Here is a 15380-nt window from a genome sequence, read left to right on the forward strand (position 1 = left end):
TTGGGGGCTTGGCCGCGGCATCCATGCCGCGGACACCCCCGCAACCGGACCCACCTCGCCTTCGACAGTTTCCCGCTGCTGTCGGAATGGCATGAGCTGCTCTTGGTGGGTGTCAACCTTGGTCGACACAATGAACATGGCAACGACCGAAACCGAATTTTGTAGAGTCGAGCCATGCTCGACTGCTTTGCTCGACTGCGTTGTTTGAACACGCTGGACGCCAGCGCCGACAACGGCGAGGATGGAGCCTGGTTCTTCTGGCCGGCCCTGCATGGCGCAACGCATCCTTGAACCCGGTGAGATCGAGACGCTCGCCTCGCGCGATGTCCCGCGCATCATCCTGCCCGATGTCACGTCCCTGTTTGCTGAGCGCGCGACGCGCCTGCGCAGCCTGGCTGCGCGCAGTGCCATCGGCGGCTACCTGCAGCTGCTGGCGGCGCTGGCCGATGCACAGCAGGCGCTGCTGGACGAGCTGACACCGCAGCAACGCGAGGCGCTGCAGTCGCACGCACGTGCGCAGCAGTCGAGTGCGGCGGCCGGTGCCGGCATGCCGTTGCGGCCGGCCAACACGCTTCAACTGGATGGACGCTGGCGCGACTGGTTGCGCACGCTGTGCCAGCACTGTGCCGACGAGGCCGGGCTTCCGGTGGAAACCCGCCAGGAGCTGCAGCGCGTCGCCGCGGCCGACGATGCCTGGCTGGATGCGCAGGCGCATGCCGTGCTGGAGCGCGATGACGCGCCGTCGGTAGATGCGGTCGCTGCGCTGCTGGTCATGAATGCACTGCAGGCTTATTGGGCGGTACTGACGGATAGCTTCCGCCCCACCGACCTCAAACCGTTGGCCGATGCACCCGGCCTGTGCCCGTTGTGCGGCTCGCTACCGGTGGTCAGCGTAGTGCAGGCGCGGCCGCCCTATGCGTCCTACCGCTACTTGTCGTGCTCGCTGTGCGCCTGCCAGTGGCACTACGTGCGCGTGCAGTGCAGCCAGTGTGGTGCCTCCGGCAAGGACATCGCCTATCGCGCCCTGGCCGATGTGGACGGCGACAGCGGCGAGGCGGTGCGCGAGAGCGCGGTGCGTGCCGAGACCTGCGACCACTGCCACAGCTACCGCAAGATCCTGTATCTGGAGAAAGACCCGTCACTGGAGCCGGTTGCCGATGACCTCGGCACGCTGGCGCTGGATCTGCTGCTGGCCGAGGAAGGCTATGCGCGCGCCAGCCAGAGTCCGCTGTTGTGGCAATCCGACGGCGATTGAGGCGATGAGCGCCACGCCCCCCACCCCGGCATCGGTTTCCGCCCTGCCCTCGCTGGACCGGGTGCTGCGCCTGCCTGCACTGGCGCCACTGATCGAAGGCCACGGTCGAAGCCGCATCACCCAGCTGCTGCGTTCGCACCTGCAGGTGCTGCGTGAGCGTATCAGCGCCGGCCAGTTGTCGACCGCGCAGCTGCAGGAAGCGGTTGAGGGCCCAGCGCTGGCCGCAGCGGTCGAGGCCGCACTCGCAGCCGATGCACGGTTGGACCTGCAGCCGATGTTCAACCTGACCGGCACCGTGCTGCACACCAATCTCGGCCGCGCATTGCTTCCCGATGCCGCCGTACACGCAGTCACCCGCGCGATGACCGCGCCGGTGGACCTGGAGTTCGACGTCGTACGTGGCCGTCGCGGCGACCGCGACGCGCGGGTACAGGCACTGATCTGCGAGCTGACCGGTGCCGAAGCCGCCACTGTGGTCAACAACAATGCGGCAGCGGTCCTGCTGCTGCTCAACAGCCTCGCCAACCGCCGCGATGTGGTGGTGTCGCGAGGCGAACTGGTGGAGATCGGCGGCGCTTTCCGCATCCCGGATGTGATGCGCAGCGCCGGCGCTCGGCTGCTGGAAGTGGGTACCACCAACCGCACCCATGCGGCCGACTTCACCAACGCCATCGGCGCGCGCACAGCGCTGCTGATGGAGGTGCATGCCAGCAACTACGCGATCACTGGTTTCACCGCCAAGGTCGACACCGCGGCGATGGCCGCGATCGCGCACGCGCATGGCCTGCCGCTGATGGTGGACCTGGGCAGTGGCAGCCTGTGCGATCTGGCCACGTTCGGTCTGCCGCACGAACCCACCGTGCAGGAAACGCTGGCGGCCGGCGCCGATCTGGTTTCGTTCAGCGGCGACAAGCTGCTGGGGGGTCCGCAGGCCGGCATCATCGCCGGCCGCGCCGACCTGATCGCGCGGATCAACCGCAACCCGCTCAAGCGGGCACTGCGCATGGACAAGATGGGACTGGCTGCGCTGGAAGCGGTGCTGGCCCTGTACCGCGAACCGGAGCTGCTGACACAGAGGCTGCCCACCCTGCGCACCCTGTCGCGCACGCAGGATGACGTTGCTGCGCAGGCCCATCGCCTGCTGCAGCCGATGCGTGCCTCACTGACGACGGACTACACCCTCGAGCCTGCGTCCATGCACAGCCAGGTCGGCAGCGGCGCGCAGCCACAGGCACAGCTGGCCAGCGCCGGACTGCGCATCACCAGCGCACGCCGTGGCGGGCTGGATCGCCTGGCCAAGCGCTTGCGCCAGCTACCGCGCCCGGTGCTGGGCCGCATCGCCGATGACGCGTTGTGGCTGGACCTGCGCTGCCTGGAACCCGGGGACGAAGCGGCCCTCCTCGCCCAATGGAGCATGCTGCAGGCATGATCGTCGGCACCGCCGGGCATATCGACCATGGCAAGACAAGCCTGGTACGCGCACTGACCGGCATCGAAACCGATCGCCTGCAGGAAGAGCGTACGCGCGGCATATCGATCGAACTGGGCTACGCCTATGTCCCGGTGGAAAGCACGGACGTCGAAGGCCCGGCCGCGACGCTGGGTTTCGTCGACGTGCCGGGCCATGAGCGCTTCGTGCACACGATGGTGGCCGGTGCCACCGGTATCGATGTCGCCCTGCTGGTGATCGCTGCCGACGACGGCGTGATGCCACAGACCCGCGAGCATCTGGCGATCCTGCAACTGCTGGGCGTGAACCGGGGGGCTGTGGCGCTGACCAAGATCGACCGTGTGGATGCGGCGCGCATCGCCCGGGTCGAGATCGAGATCGCTGCGCTGCTGGCCGCGACACCGTTGCAGGATTCCCCTCTGTTCGCCTGCAACAGCACCGCACCCGACGATGCCGGCATCAGCGCACTGCGTACCCAGCTGCACGCGTGGGCGGCGGACGATGCCAGCACGCGCCAGGCCGAACTGCGCAGCGAACTGTTCCGCATGCCGGTGGACCGTGTGTTCTCGCTGGCCGGCCACGGCACGCTGGTGACCGGCGCAGTGCATGGCGGCGTCGCCATGGTGGGCGACCACCTGCAGCGGATGCCCGCCGCCACCGACGTACGCGTGCGCAGCATCCACGCACAGAACCAGGCCAGCGACCACGCGATGGCCGGGCAGCGCTGCGCGCTGAACCTGGCGGCCATCGGCCGTGATGACATCCACCGTGGCGACTGGATCGCCGACCCGCGCGCCCTGCTGGCGACCTCCCGAGTCGATGTGCGCCTGCGTCTTTCCGCGTTGTCCGCACCGTTGCGCGACTGGGCGCCGCTGCATATCCACTGGGGCACGATGCACCGGCAGGCCCATGTGGTGCTGCTGGAGGACGACGATCACGGCAATGGGCAGTTGGTGCAACTGGTGTTCGATGCACCCGTCTGTGCGATGTGTGGCGATCGCTTCATTGCCCGCGATTCAGCGGCCACCCACACGCTGGGCGGTGGCATCGTGCTCGACCCGGATCCGCCGCAGCGGCGCCGGCGCAGCCCCGCACGGCTCGCCTGGCTGGGAGCACTGGAGCAGCTGGCCGCAGGTGCGGGAATCGGCCCGCTGTTGCAGCAGGCGCCCTCCGGCATACCCATGGCCGCGCTGCAACGGTACTGCCGGCGCGCGGCCGACCGGATCGATCTTCCTGCAGACACGCGACACATCGCCACCCGCGAAGACACGGTGATCATCCTTGACTCGCATTGGCAGGCATTGCGCGAGCAGGTGATCACCTCACTGCGTGGATGGCATGAGCGACGCCCGGACGAGCCGGGTGTCGACAGCGGGCGCCTGCAGCGCAGCACCCTTCCTGCATTGGCAGCAGGACTGTGGAACGCCCTGCTGCAGGACCTGCTTGAAGACAGCCTCGTGCAGCGCGCGGGTGCGTGGTGGCGCCTGCCCGGCCACGACCATGCGCCACCGGAACGCGAACGCTTGCTGCTGGACCGCGTGCTACCTCAGTTGCTCGCCGGCGGCTTCGATCCACCGTGGGTGCGTACCCTGGCCGCCGACTTCGGACTGGCCGAAGACGAGGTCCGCGCCGTCCTGCGCCGCGCCGCCGCACGTGGCGAACTGTTTCAAGTGGTGCCGGACCTGTTCTATGCACCCGCGCGCATTTCGGAACTCGCCGCCATCGTCGCGCAGCTGTCACAGGCCAGCGGCACGGTGGATGCGGCAGCCTTCCGCGATGCCATCGGCCTGGGCCGCAAACGCAGTATCCAGATCTTGGAGTTCTTCAATCGCGTTGGCTACACTCGACGCGTCGGTGACCAGCATCGGCCGCGCGGCGACCTGCAGTGGAACGCAGCCCGCGACTGAGCCCACCGGTACCGCCGTACTTTCGGAAGGCATGCGCATCCGGGCATGCGGCTGGGCTTCAAACCCAGTAGGGGGCGTCGATCGTTCCCTGGTAGGTTCGACTCCTGCTGCCTTCCGCCATTCGTGTTTCCGCAGGAGATGTCGGCATGGCCACGCACGCGCAGTCCCCCGCCCCTTCAACGGCCGATGCCCCGCAACGACTGACCTCGCTGGCACACGGTGGTGGCTGCGGCTGCAAGATCGCGCCGGGCGTGCTGACCGAACTGCTGCGCGGCATTCCAGCGCTTCCGGCACCGGCTGAACTGCTGGTCGGCCGCGAGACCAGCGACGACGCGGCGGTGTACCGCCTCGATGACCGCCAGGCCATTGTCGCCACCACTGATTTCTTCATGCCGATCGTCGACGATCCATTCGACTTCGGCCGCATCGCCGCCACCAACGCGCTGTCGGACCTGTATGCGATGGGCGCGCGCCCGCTGTTCGCACTGGCCATCGTCGGCATGCCGATCAACACCCTGCCGCAGGACACCATCCGCGGCATCCTTCAGGGGGGCGAACGCGCCTGCGCCGATGCCGGCATCGTGGTGGCCGGCGGCCACAGCATCGATTCGGTGGAACCCATCTACGGCCTGGCTGCGATCGGCGTGCTCGATCCGCAGCGGCTCAAGCGCAATGCCGATGCCCGCGCCGGCGACGCGCTGGTGCTGGGCAAACCATTGGGCGTGGGCGTGTATTCGTCAGCGCTGAAAAAAGAAGTGCTGGATGCCGAGGGCTACCGGCAGATGGTCGCGTCGACCACCCGCCTGAACACCGTGGGCGTGCCTCTGGCCGCGCTGGACGGCGTGCACGCCATGACCGATGTCACCGGCTTCGGCCTGCTCGGCCACCTGCTGGAAGTGTGCCGCGCCAGTGGCGTTGCCGCCGAAGTGGACAGCGCGCAGATCCCGCTGCTGCCGCAGACGCTGGAGCTGCTGCAGCGTGGCTGCGTGACCGGCGCCTCCAACCGCAACTGGGCCTCGTACGGCGCCGAAGTGCGCTTCGCCGAGCGCTTGGCCGGCCACTGGCAGCCACTGCTGACCGACCCGCAGACCAGCGGCGGCCTGCTGGTGTCCTGCGCCCCGGAGGCGGTGGATGCGGTGCTGGCCTGCTTCCACGACGCGGGGTTCGGCCAGGCAGCCGTGGTGGGGCGTTTGGGCGAAGGAGCGCCGGGCATCAGCGTGGTTTGAGACGTGAAGGTTTGCCAACGTGCCGCTTCCGGGCACTTGAATGGTGTCCAAAATATTGGACAATCAAGCCATGAACCTGATCGACATCGGCAAGGCGGTTCGCGCCCGCCGTGAGCAGCTTGGTCTGTCGCAAGGCCAACTGGCTCATCTCAGCGGCCTTTCCCGGCAAACCGTGGTCGGGCTGGAAGGGGGCACCCTGAGTGACCTGGGTGTCAATCGCGTGGGACAGGTGATGGCCGTGCTCGGTCTGGATGTACCGGCACCCACCACCGAAAGCCGGCTGCGCAAGCAAGGCCTGAAAATGGCCGCACGCACCGCCAACGTGAGCTACGCAAGCGAACTGACGGCTGGCGAGCTGGCGCGCGTGCTGGTCAGTGGGGAAGTTCCTGCCACCTACGCGGCGCAGATGGCGCACCTGCTGGATGAAGCCCCTCCCGCCATGATGGTGATGGCGGTCGAAGAAGCTGCAATCGGCGCGCAGATGCCACCACGGCGCATCTGGCGCAACGTGGCGAAGATGGCCAACACACTTTCTGCCCATCGCAAGGACCTGTGGATGTGAACCGCGAATTGCCGGCCGGCGCCTGGCAGGCGCTGCTGCCTCGGGCGCTTGTCCTCATCGGGGAGATCCAGCGCCACGGCGGCATCACCGATCCGTTCTGGACCTTGGGCGGCGGAACGGTGCTGATGTTTCGACATCGGCACCGGCTCAGCAAGGACATCGACATCTTCGTGCCGAATCCCCAGTACCTGGGGTTCGTTACTCCCCGCTTGAGCGATGTGGCCGCGAGCCTTACCGGCGACTACAGCGAAGATCCCAGCGCCTGGGTAAAGCTGCAGTTCGAGGAAGGCGAGGTGGATTTCGTCGCGGCCCCCAATCTTCTCGATGACGCCTGGGAGGAATGGATGATCGATGGTCAGCGCATACGGGTGGAAACGTCGGCGGAAATCATCGCCAAGAAAATGTTCCATCGGGGGCATCGAACAACGGCCCGAGACCTGTTCGATCTTGCGCTGGTCATCGAACGCGAGCCGGACGCGCTGGCGGCCGCCGCAGACGCACTGGTCCGCCATCGATCAACGTTTCTTGATCAGATCCGCAATCCCCATCCGACATTGAAGATTGCGTTCAAGGCCATCGACACGCTGGACTACACGCCAGACTTCGACCACTGCGTCGCGATAGCCGGGGACTACCTGGAAGGACTGTGATCCTCCCAGGCAATTGCGCGGAACATCACTCGATGTTCTGCACCTGTTCGCGGATCTGGTCGATCAGCACCTTCAGCTCCACCGCGGCATTGGACGTGCGGCTGTCCACCGACTTCGACCCCAGCGTGTTGGCTTCGCGGTTGAACTCCTGCAGCAGGAAGTCCAGGCGGCGGCCGACCGGCTCGCGCTGCTTGAGCACGCGGCGGATCTCGACGATATGGCTGCCAAGGCGGTCCAGCTCTTCATCCACGTCCAGCTTCTGCAGCCACAGCACCAGCTCCTGCTCCGCACGGCCCGGGTCGACCGGGTGCGGCAGGTCAGCCAGACGGGCGGCCAGCTTGGCGCGCTGGCCGTCGCGAATGGCCGGAATCAGCGTGCGCACTTCGGTGGCGATGCGCTCGATGCCGTCCACACGCTCGCTGATGGCCGCAGACAACTTGCCGCCTTCGCGCTCACGGGCCTCGACGAAGCCATCCAGCACCTGGTCCAGCAGCGCCAGCGCCTCGACCTGCAGGGCGGCGGCATCGGTGGCCTCGCCACGGGTCACGCCCGGCAGCTGCAGCAGGTCGGTGAAGCTGACCTGCAGGTTGGGGAAATCAGAGGTCAGGCGGTGGGCCAGGCGGCCCAGCTGGCCCAGCAGGGCCTCGTCCACCTGCAGGTTGGCCGCCGCTTCCGGCGCGCGCAGGCGCATCACCAGATCCAGCTTGCCGCGGCTCAGACGTGCGGCGATGCGCTCGCGCAACTGCGGTTCGAGCGCGCGCAGTTCCTCGGGCAGGCGGGTGCCGACCTCCAGGAAACGGTGGTTGACCGAGCGCAGCTCGCAGCCCAGCGTGCCCCAAGGGGTGACCCGCTCGCCGCCGGCATAGGCGGTCATGCTTCGAATCATGGATTGTGTCCGGTGCGTGCAAAGGGGGAATGGTACCCTAGCGCCCTCACCAGAGCCCCCTTGCCCGCCCCGTGAAGGCCGCGGGCGTGGCGGCGTACTCACTCGCCATTACGGAACCCGCACCATGTCCGATTCCCGCCCCAGCGGCCGCCAGCCCGACCAGCTCCGCCCGGTCGTCATCCAACGCGGCTTCACCCGCCATGCCGAAGGTTCGGTGCTGGTGTGCTTCGGTGAAACCCGTGTGCTGTGCACCGCCAGCGTCGAGAACCGCGTGCCGGGCTTCCTGCGTGGCAAGGGCGAAGGCTGGGTGACCGCCGAGTACGGCATGCTGCCGCGCGCCACCCACACCCGCAGCGACCGCGAAGCGGCCCGTGGCAAGCAGGGTGGCCGCACGCTGGAGATCCAGCGCCTGATCGGCCGCAGCCTGCGTGCCTGCGTGGACCGCAACGCGCTGGGCGAGCGCACCATCACCCTCGACTGCGACGTGCTGCAGGCCGACGGTGGCACCCGCACCGCCGCCATCACCGGCGCCTATGTGGCCCTGGTCGATGCGGTGAACGTGCTGATGAAGCGCGGCGACATCAAGCGCAACCCGATCCTGGGCGCGGTGGCAGCGGTGTCGGTGGGCGTCTACCGCGGCACCCCGGTGCTGGACCTGGACTACGCCGAAGACAGCGACTGCGACACCGACATGAACGTGGTGATGAACGACGGTGGCGGCTTCATCGAGCTGCAGGGCACCGCCGAAGGCCATGCCTTCCGCCGCGATGAACTGGATGCGCTGCTGGGCCTGGCCGAGAAGGGCGTGGGCGAACTGCTGGCCGCACAGCAGGCGGCGCTGTCGGCATGAACCGCCGCATCGCCCTGACCACCCTGGTGGTGGCCGACTATGACGAAGCCATTGCCTGGTACACCGGCAAGCTTGGCTTCGCACTGCTGGAAGACATCGACCAGGGCCACAAGCGCTGGGTGGTGGTGGGGCCGACCGACGGCAGCGCCGCCGCCCTGCTGCTGGCCCGCGCCAGCAACGAGGAACAGCGCAGCCGCATCGGCAACCAGACCGGTGGCCGCGTCGGCTTCTTCCTCAACACCGATGACTTCCATCGCGACCACGCGGCGATGGTCGCCGCCGGCGTCGAGTTCCTGGAAGCGCCGCGCGAAGAGCCCTATGCAACGGTCGCGGTGTTCCGCGATCTGTATGGCAACACCTGGGACCTGCTGGAGCCCCGCCAATGAAGAAACTGGTACTGGCCAGCCACAACGCCGGCAAGCTGGTGGAGATGCAGGAGATCCTCGCCGACCTGCCGCTGCAGATCACCTCGGCCGCCGAACTGGGCCTGGGCGACGTGGATGAGACCGGCCTGACCTTCGTCGAGAACGCGCTGCTGAAGGCGCGCGCGGCCTGCGAAGCGACCGGCCTGCCGGCGCTGGCCGATGATTCGGGCCTGATCGTCGATGCCCTCGGCGGTGCGCCGGGCCTGTACAGCGCGCGCTACGCGGGCCACCCGACCAACGCCGCGGCCAACAACGCCAAGCTGCTGGACGCAATGAATGACGTTCCCGATGGCCAGCGCAGCGCCCGCTTCTATGCGGTGATCGTGCTGCTGCGCCACGCCACCGACCCGCAGCCGCTGATCTGTGAAGGCCGCTGGGAAGGCCAGATTATCCGCGAACTGCGTGGTACGAATGGTTTTGGCTACAACCCGGTGTTCCTGGACACCACCCACGGCCTGACCGCCGCGGAAATGGAGCCGGCATTGAAGAACGCCATCAGCCACCGCGCCATTGCCCTGCAGCAGCTCAAGCAGCAGCTGGCGACGCTGTACTGACGCCACCCGATCGAACCAGGGAAGCCGGCCAGCGGCCGGCACTACCGAAGAAGCCCATGCCGCACGCCCACGACCACTGCAACCACCTGCCCGGCGAAGCCTGCTCCGCTGACCACGACAGCCCGCCGCGACTGGTGCCACCACCGCTGTCGTTGTACGTGCACCTGCCCTGGTGCGTGCGCAAATGCCCGTACTGCGATTTCAATTCGCACCAGGCCAAGGGCGAGCTGCCGTTCGACGCCTACATCGATGCACTGCTGCGCGATCTGGACCAGGACCTGCCACTGGTCTGGGGCCGGGTGGTGCACAGCGTGTTCTTCGGTGGCGGGACGCCCAGCCTGTTTCCGCCGGAGGCGATCGACCGCTTCCTGCAGCAGGCCAGCGCGCGCCTGCGCTTTGCCCCCAACGCCGAAATCACCCTGGAAACCAACCCGGGCACCGCCGAGCATGGCCGCTTCGACCGCTACCGCGCGGCCGGCGTCAACCGCCTCAGCTTCGGCATCCAGAGTTTCGACGACGCCATGCTCAAGCGCCTGGGCCGCATCCACGACAGTGGCGAAGCCGAGCGCGCAGTGAAGATGGCGCAGGACGCGGGCTACGACAACTTCAACATCGACCTGATGTACGCGCTGCCGGAACAGACCCTGGCCGGCGCCGAGGCCGACCTGGAACGTGCATTCGCGCTGCAGCCGGCGCACATCTCGCACTACCAGCTGACCCTGGAACCGAACACGGTGTTCTTCGCGCGGCCGCCGCAGGGCATTCCCGATGAAGACAACGCCTGGGACATGCAGGAACACTGCCAGGCGCTGCTGGCGCAGGCCGGTTTCGGCCAGTACGAGGTGAGCGCCTACGCACGCGCTGGCCGGCAGAGCGCGCACAACCTGAACTACTGGCGCTTCGGCGATTACCTGGGCATCGGTGCCGGCGCGCACGGCAAGATCAGCTCGGGCGCCGAGGAACACGTGCTGCGACGCTGGAAGCTGAAGCATCCGCAGGCTTATCTGGACAGCGCGGGCACCCCGGCCTCGTTCGGGGGTGACGATGTGATCGCGCCTGAGCGCCTGCCCTTCGAGTACATGCTGAATCTGCTGCGCCTGCACGAAGGTTTCGGCCTGCGCGATTTCGAGTCGCGCACCGGGCTGCCGCGCAGCGTGCTGGACGCACCGCTGGCCGAGGCCGTGCAGCGCGGCTGGCTGGACGTGACGGATGGGCATGTGCAGCCGACCGAACTGGGCCGCCGCTTCACCAACGATGTGGTGAGCCTGTTCCTGGAAGATTGATGCTCGCGTGACAGAGGGTCGTGCCGGCCAACGGTCGGCGCGACCGTTCATCCGTCGGGCCATGCCTGGCGAACGGAGTGCACATTCACCCTAAAGTAGCGCCGACGGCGGCCGACACGGTAGATTCACAAGATCGATCCGCGGGAATCCGGGTACCGCCTGCCGATGTCAGCTGTCTTCTCCATAACCTCTGCCGACAACGCCCGTCTGGCTGCCAGTAACCTGCCACCGCGGGTGCGTGAGCTGCTGGGCGGCTTGATCGGCCTGTGCCGGCAGACGCTGGCCGCCCCTCTGATCCTGACCGTCGAAGCGCTGGAACAGGCGCTGTTGCACGACGCCGATCGCGCGCGCAATCCACAGCTGCAGGCCGAACTGATGGCCCAGCGCGGCCAGCTGCACGCCTTCTCCGGCCATTTCGCCGACCGCATGCTCGATGCCGTGGCCGACGCGCTGATACGTTTGCGCGAACCCGCTGCCGGCAGCCCAACCGCTGCCACGCCGCCGCCATTGCCCGGCATGCTCGGGCTGTCGCTGGTCGATGAACATGAAGTGGACCGCGACCTGCTGCTGACCGAGATGGTGCGGCGGGAAACGCTGCGTTCGACCAACACGCTGAACCTGCTGGGCCAACGGCTGGGCGTACTGGCCGCGGCACCGGCCTTCGAGGCCGACACCCTGCCGCTGGCCCCGCAGGCACTGTGCGCGATGCTGCGCCGGATCGCCGAACAGGATGCGCTCGGCGTGGAAGTCCAGTTGGCGCTGTATCGCAGCTTCGAGCGCCAGGTGCTGGAACGCCTGGGCGACATCCTCGACCGCGCCAATGCCCTGCTGGCGCAGAACGGCGTGCTGCCCGGCCTGGTCTACACCCCCTACCTGGCGCGCTCGTCGAGCACGCGGCGGATCATCACCCAGTCGGTGGGCGGTGGACGTACCACCCAGCCAGCCAAGCGCGCCGCGGCGCCACTGACCGGGTGGAACGGATCGGCACCCGCCGGTTCCTGGTCGAGTCTGGTGCAGGACGCTTTCCAGGATGGCGGCGCAGCCGGCACGGCCCTGCCCGGCCTGACCACCTCCACCGGCAGCGCGCTGCATGAGCTGCTGCAGCAGGCACGCCATGCCAGCACAGCACCCGCGGACCGCGATGCGGTGCCAAGCGCGGCAGTTGACGCGGTGCTCGCGCGCCTGCAGGCCCAGTCCAGCTCGGCCACCGGCGTCGCCGACCTGCAGGCCGCCGTAGTGGCGCAGCTGCGCAGTGAGCACGGGACACAGGCGCAGCTGGGCAGCCACGACCGTGACAACCTCGACCTGCTGCGCATGCTGATGCAGCAGGTACAGCAGCAACAACGCCCGGACCCGGTGCCGGCCGCCCTGCTGGCGCGCCTGCAGGTGCCCTTGGCACGCGCGGCCATGGCCGATCCGGGCTTCTTCGTACGCGACGAGCACCCGGCGCGCGAACTGCTCAACCAGATTGCCGAAGTCGGCGCCAACTGGCTGGGCGACGATGATGTCGACCCGCAGTTGCTGCAGCGCATGGCGCAGAGCGTGCAGGGCCTGCTGGGCCAGGACGCACGGGCGCCGGACGCCTTCGCCGCCGCCAACGAAGACGTGCAGCAGCACCAGCGCGCGGCGGCCCATCGTGCCGAACTGGCCGAGCGCCGCCATGTGGAAGCCGCGCGCGGCAAGGAGCGTTTGGAACTGGCTCGTCGCCAGGCCACCGCACAGATCGACCAGTGCTGCGAAGCGCAGTCGCCACCGCGCTTCGTGCAGACCCTGCTGCGCCAGGCCTGGGCCGACGCCCTGACCCTGACCCGCCTGCGCCACGGCGACGACTCACCGCAGTGGCAGGAACGTCTGCAGCAGACCCAGCGCATCGCCGCCATCACCGCGCAGGCCGTTGATGCCCCTGATGGCACCGATGCCGCGCTCGCCGCCGACGTCGAGGCCGCCCTGCTGCAGGTCGGCTACCACGCCGAAGAAGCCGCCGCCGTCGCGCGCAGGCTGGCTACGCCCGGCGGCGAGGACGAGAGCACCTCGCGTACCGAACTCAGTGCCCGCCTGAAAGCACGTGCGCGTCTGGGCGAGCACGCCGGTACGCCCACCGGCACCGCGCCTGCAACGCCCCGCAGCAGTGCCGAAGAAGCGGCCTACCAGCAGCTGTCCACGCTGCCGTTCGGCAGCTGGTTCGACATCGACACCGGTGATGGCACGCTGCGCCGCCAGCGCCTGTCCTGGTACAGCCTGCTGACCGGCCACGCCCTGTTCGTCAATCCGCGCGGGCAGAAGATCGCCGATACCGACCTGGATACGCTAGCCCGGCAGGTCAGCGCCGGCCGTGCGCAGCTGGTCACCGAAGACAAGGCCCGGCTGGTCGACCGCGCCTGGGAAGCCAGCCTTGGCGCGTTGCGCGCGTTGGCGGCCGGCCACACGCAGGAGACTTCCGCATGACTACCCAGCCGCAGGACACCCGTCGCGCGCCGCGCCGCCAGGTCTCGGATCTGGTCCCGGTCACCGACCAGATGCGCGAATGCGTGGTGGGCCGTCTCGGCAATGTTTCCGAAACCGGCATGCTGATGCTGGCCAGCGCACCACTGCGCGAGGATGCGCTGTACCAGCTGCGCTTCCCGCTGCCACTGGGTGACGGCCGCCAGCAGGACATTGATGTGGGCGTGCATCTGCTGTGGAGTGAGCCCGCGCACGTTCCCGGGCAGAGCTGGACCGGCTTCCGCTTCCTGACCCTGTCACGCGAACATCGGCAGCTGCTGCGCCAGTGGGTGGGCGAAGACAGCGACGAGGGACCGGTTTCGACGGCCTGAGTGCCGGTTCCGGCACAGCGGTTTTTCGCGGTATGCGGCAGAATCTAGGGCCGTTTTCCGTGTCGAGCCACCGCAATGATCCAGCAAGACCCCGGCGCCCTGTATTCCGACCACCTGGCCGTGCTCTGTCGACGCGCCGAACAGGCGCTGGCCCGCGGCGGCTTCGATCACCTGGTGGTGCCCAGCGGCACCCTGCACTACCAGGTGTTCGACGACCGCGACTACCCGTATGCGGTCAATCCGCAGTTCAAGGCCTGGCTGCCGCTGACCCGCGTGCCCAACAGCTGGATCGTGTTCACCCCCGGCAAGCGTCCGGCAGTGATCTTCCACCAGCCCTTCGATTACTGGCACGTGGTACCCGATGCGCCGAGTGGCTGGTGGGTGGAGCACTTCGACATCCACATCATCCGCAAGCCGGAAGAAGCGCTGGCCCTGCTACCGGCCGACCCGTCGCGCTGCGCGATCCTCGGCGAGCCGCAGAGCGCGCTGGGCAACTACGTGCCGAACAATCCGGCGCCGGTAGTGAACTACCTGGAATGGCACCGCGGCAGCAAGACGCCGTATGAAATCGCGCTGATGCGCCAGGCGCAGGTGCTGGGTGTGCGCGGCCACCGCGCTGCCGAAGCCGCGTTCCGCAACGGCGCCGACGAGTTCAGCATCCACATGGCGTACTGCCAGGCCGTGGGCCAGGATGCCAACGAGCTGCCCTACGGCAACATCGTAGCGCTGAACGAACATGCCGCCGTGCTGCATTACACCGAGCTTGGCCGCAAGGCACCGCAGCCGCTGCGCAGCTTCCTGATCGATGCCGGTGCCAGCGCGCACGGCTACGCCAGTGACATCACCCGCACCTACGCCGCGCAGGGCCACGACGAATTCGCGGCGATGATCGCCGCCGTCGATGCCGCCCAGCAGAAGATGTGCGCGGCGGTGCGTCCGGGCTTCGACTACAAGCAGCTGCATGTGGACGCGCATCTTTCGCTGATGGGCGTGCTGAAGGACTTCGGCGTGATCAAGGTCTCGCCGCAGACCGCGCTGGAGACCGGCGTCAGCGCCGCATTCTTCCCGCACGGCATCGGCCACCTGATCGGCCTGCAGGTGCACGACGTGGCCGGTTTCGCGGCCAGCGACGAGGGCGGCCGCATCGAGCGCCCGGCCGGCCACCCGTACCTGCGCCTGACCCGCGTGCTGGAACCGGGCATGGTGGTGACCATCGAACCGGGCCTGTACTTCATCGACATGCTGTTGAACGAAGTGAAGGACGCCGGCCATGGCGACGCGATCAACTGGGAGCGCGTGGACTTCTTCCGTCCATATGGCGGCATCCGCATCGAAGACGAAGTGCTGTGCACCGAGGGCGAGGCGGACAACCTGACGCGGCCGGAGTTTGCCGCGGCGAACGGCTGAGCCCCTCGTGGTTGCCCGTTGAATCAAAAGCCGCGCTTGGCCGGGCGGGGTGGGTTTGCAGGACACGCCGTAAACCCATCCATGGGGGCTCGATGGCGCCATCCATGGCGCC

14 protein-coding genes and 1 tRNA gene are annotated in these 15380 nt (G+C 68.0%); 14 read left to right on the plus strand and 1 reads right to left on the minus strand.

The window, feature by feature from the left end:
* The first annotated feature begins 271 nt into the window (after positions 1-271).
* The 7 genes from fdhE to R1H25_RS19710 all read left to right on the plus strand — a co-directional run bounded on the left by fdhE (position 272) and on the right by R1H25_RS19710 (position 7050).
* Entirely contained in the window at positions 272-1255 is a 984-nt protein-coding gene (gene fdhE / locus R1H25_RS19680) for a formate dehydrogenase accessory protein FdhE (protein ID WP_317224406.1), read from the plus strand.
* 4 nt (positions 1256-1259) lie between these two features.
* Complete coding sequence (selA, locus tag R1H25_RS19685) at positions 1260-2684, plus strand: L-seryl-tRNA(Sec) selenium transferase (RefSeq protein WP_317224407.1); 1425 nt, start codon at positions 1260-1262, stop codon at positions 2682-2684.
* Entirely contained in the window at positions 2681-4612 is a 1932-nt protein-coding gene (gene selB, locus R1H25_RS19690) for a selenocysteine-specific translation elongation factor (protein ID WP_317224408.1), read from the plus strand. The genes selA and selB overlap by 4 nt, the downstream gene beginning before the upstream one ends.
* Positions 4613-4636: 24 nt before the next feature.
* A tRNA-Sec gene (locus R1H25_RS19695) sits at positions 4637-4732 on the plus strand.
* Between the two features lie 26 nt (positions 4733-4758).
* The gene (gene selD / locus R1H25_RS19700) at positions 4759-5838 is read left to right on the plus strand and encodes a selenide, water dikinase SelD (protein ID WP_317224409.1); all 1080 of its coding nucleotides are present in this window, start codon (positions 4759-4761) and stop codon (positions 5836-5838) included.
* 70 nt (positions 5839-5908) lie between these two features.
* A complete protein-coding gene (locus R1H25_RS19705) occupies positions 5909-6400 on the plus strand; it encodes a helix-turn-helix domain-containing protein (RefSeq protein ID WP_049443665.1) in 492 nt (163 codons plus the stop codon).
* Positions 6397-7050 carry a nucleotidyl transferase AbiEii/AbiGii toxin family protein gene (locus R1H25_RS19710; RefSeq protein ID WP_049443667.1) on the plus strand — a complete coding sequence of 218 codons (654 nt, stop codon included), beginning with the start codon at positions 6397-6399 and terminating at the stop codon, positions 7048-7050. Before R1H25_RS19705 ends, R1H25_RS19710 begins: the two co-directional genes overlap by 4 nt.
* Positions 7051-7075: 25 nt before the next feature.
* Here the strand turns inward: R1H25_RS19710 and R1H25_RS19715 are convergent, their stop codons facing one another.
* Complete coding sequence (locus tag R1H25_RS19715; RefSeq protein ID WP_019661992.1) at positions 7076-7936, minus strand: YicC/YloC family endoribonuclease; 861 nt, start codon at positions 7934-7936, stop codon at positions 7076-7078.
* A 124-nt stretch (positions 7937-8060) separates the two neighbouring features.
* Here R1H25_RS19715 and rph point away from each other — a divergent pair, with 124 nt between their 5' ends.
* The 7 genes from rph (at position 8061) to pepQ (ending at position 15268) form a co-directional block, all read left to right on the plus strand.
* Positions 8061-8786 carry a ribonuclease PH gene (gene rph / locus R1H25_RS19720; protein WP_005410889.1) on the plus strand — a complete coding sequence of 242 codons (726 nt, stop codon included), beginning with the start codon at positions 8061-8063 and terminating at the stop codon, positions 8784-8786.
* Entirely contained in the window at positions 8783-9172 is a 390-nt protein-coding gene (locus R1H25_RS19725; RefSeq protein WP_049443669.1) for a VOC family protein, read from the plus strand. The genes rph and R1H25_RS19725 overlap by 4 nt, the downstream gene beginning before the upstream one ends.
* Complete coding sequence (rdgB, locus tag R1H25_RS19730; RefSeq protein ID WP_049443671.1) at positions 9169-9765, plus strand: RdgB/HAM1 family non-canonical purine NTP pyrophosphatase; 597 nt, start codon at positions 9169-9171, stop codon at positions 9763-9765. Before R1H25_RS19725 ends, rdgB begins: the two co-directional genes overlap by 4 nt.
* 56 nt (positions 9766-9821) lie before the next feature.
* Positions 9822-11048 carry a radical SAM family heme chaperone HemW gene (gene hemW / locus R1H25_RS19735; RefSeq protein WP_317224410.1) on the plus strand — a complete coding sequence of 409 codons (1227 nt, stop codon included), beginning with the start codon at positions 9822-9824 and terminating at the stop codon, positions 11046-11048.
* A 165-nt stretch (positions 11049-11213) separates the two neighbouring features.
* A complete protein-coding gene (locus R1H25_RS19740; protein ID WP_317224411.1) occupies positions 11214-13493 on the plus strand; it encodes a DUF1631 family protein in 2280 nt (759 codons plus the stop codon).
* Complete coding sequence (locus tag R1H25_RS19745; protein WP_049443677.1) at positions 13490-13861, plus strand: PilZ domain-containing protein; 372 nt, start codon at positions 13490-13492, stop codon at positions 13859-13861. Before R1H25_RS19740 ends, R1H25_RS19745 begins: the two co-directional genes overlap by 4 nt.
* 75 nt (positions 13862-13936) lie before the next feature.
* A complete protein-coding gene (gene pepQ, locus R1H25_RS19750; protein WP_317224412.1) occupies positions 13937-15268 on the plus strand; it encodes a Xaa-Pro dipeptidase in 1332 nt (443 codons plus the stop codon).
* Positions 15269-15380: the final 112 nt, after the last annotated feature.

The organism is Stenotrophomonas veracruzanensis (genome assembly GCF_032911525.1).
GTDB classification, from domain to species: domain Bacteria; phylum Pseudomonadota; class Gammaproteobacteria; order Xanthomonadales; family Xanthomonadaceae; genus Stenotrophomonas; species Stenotrophomonas africana.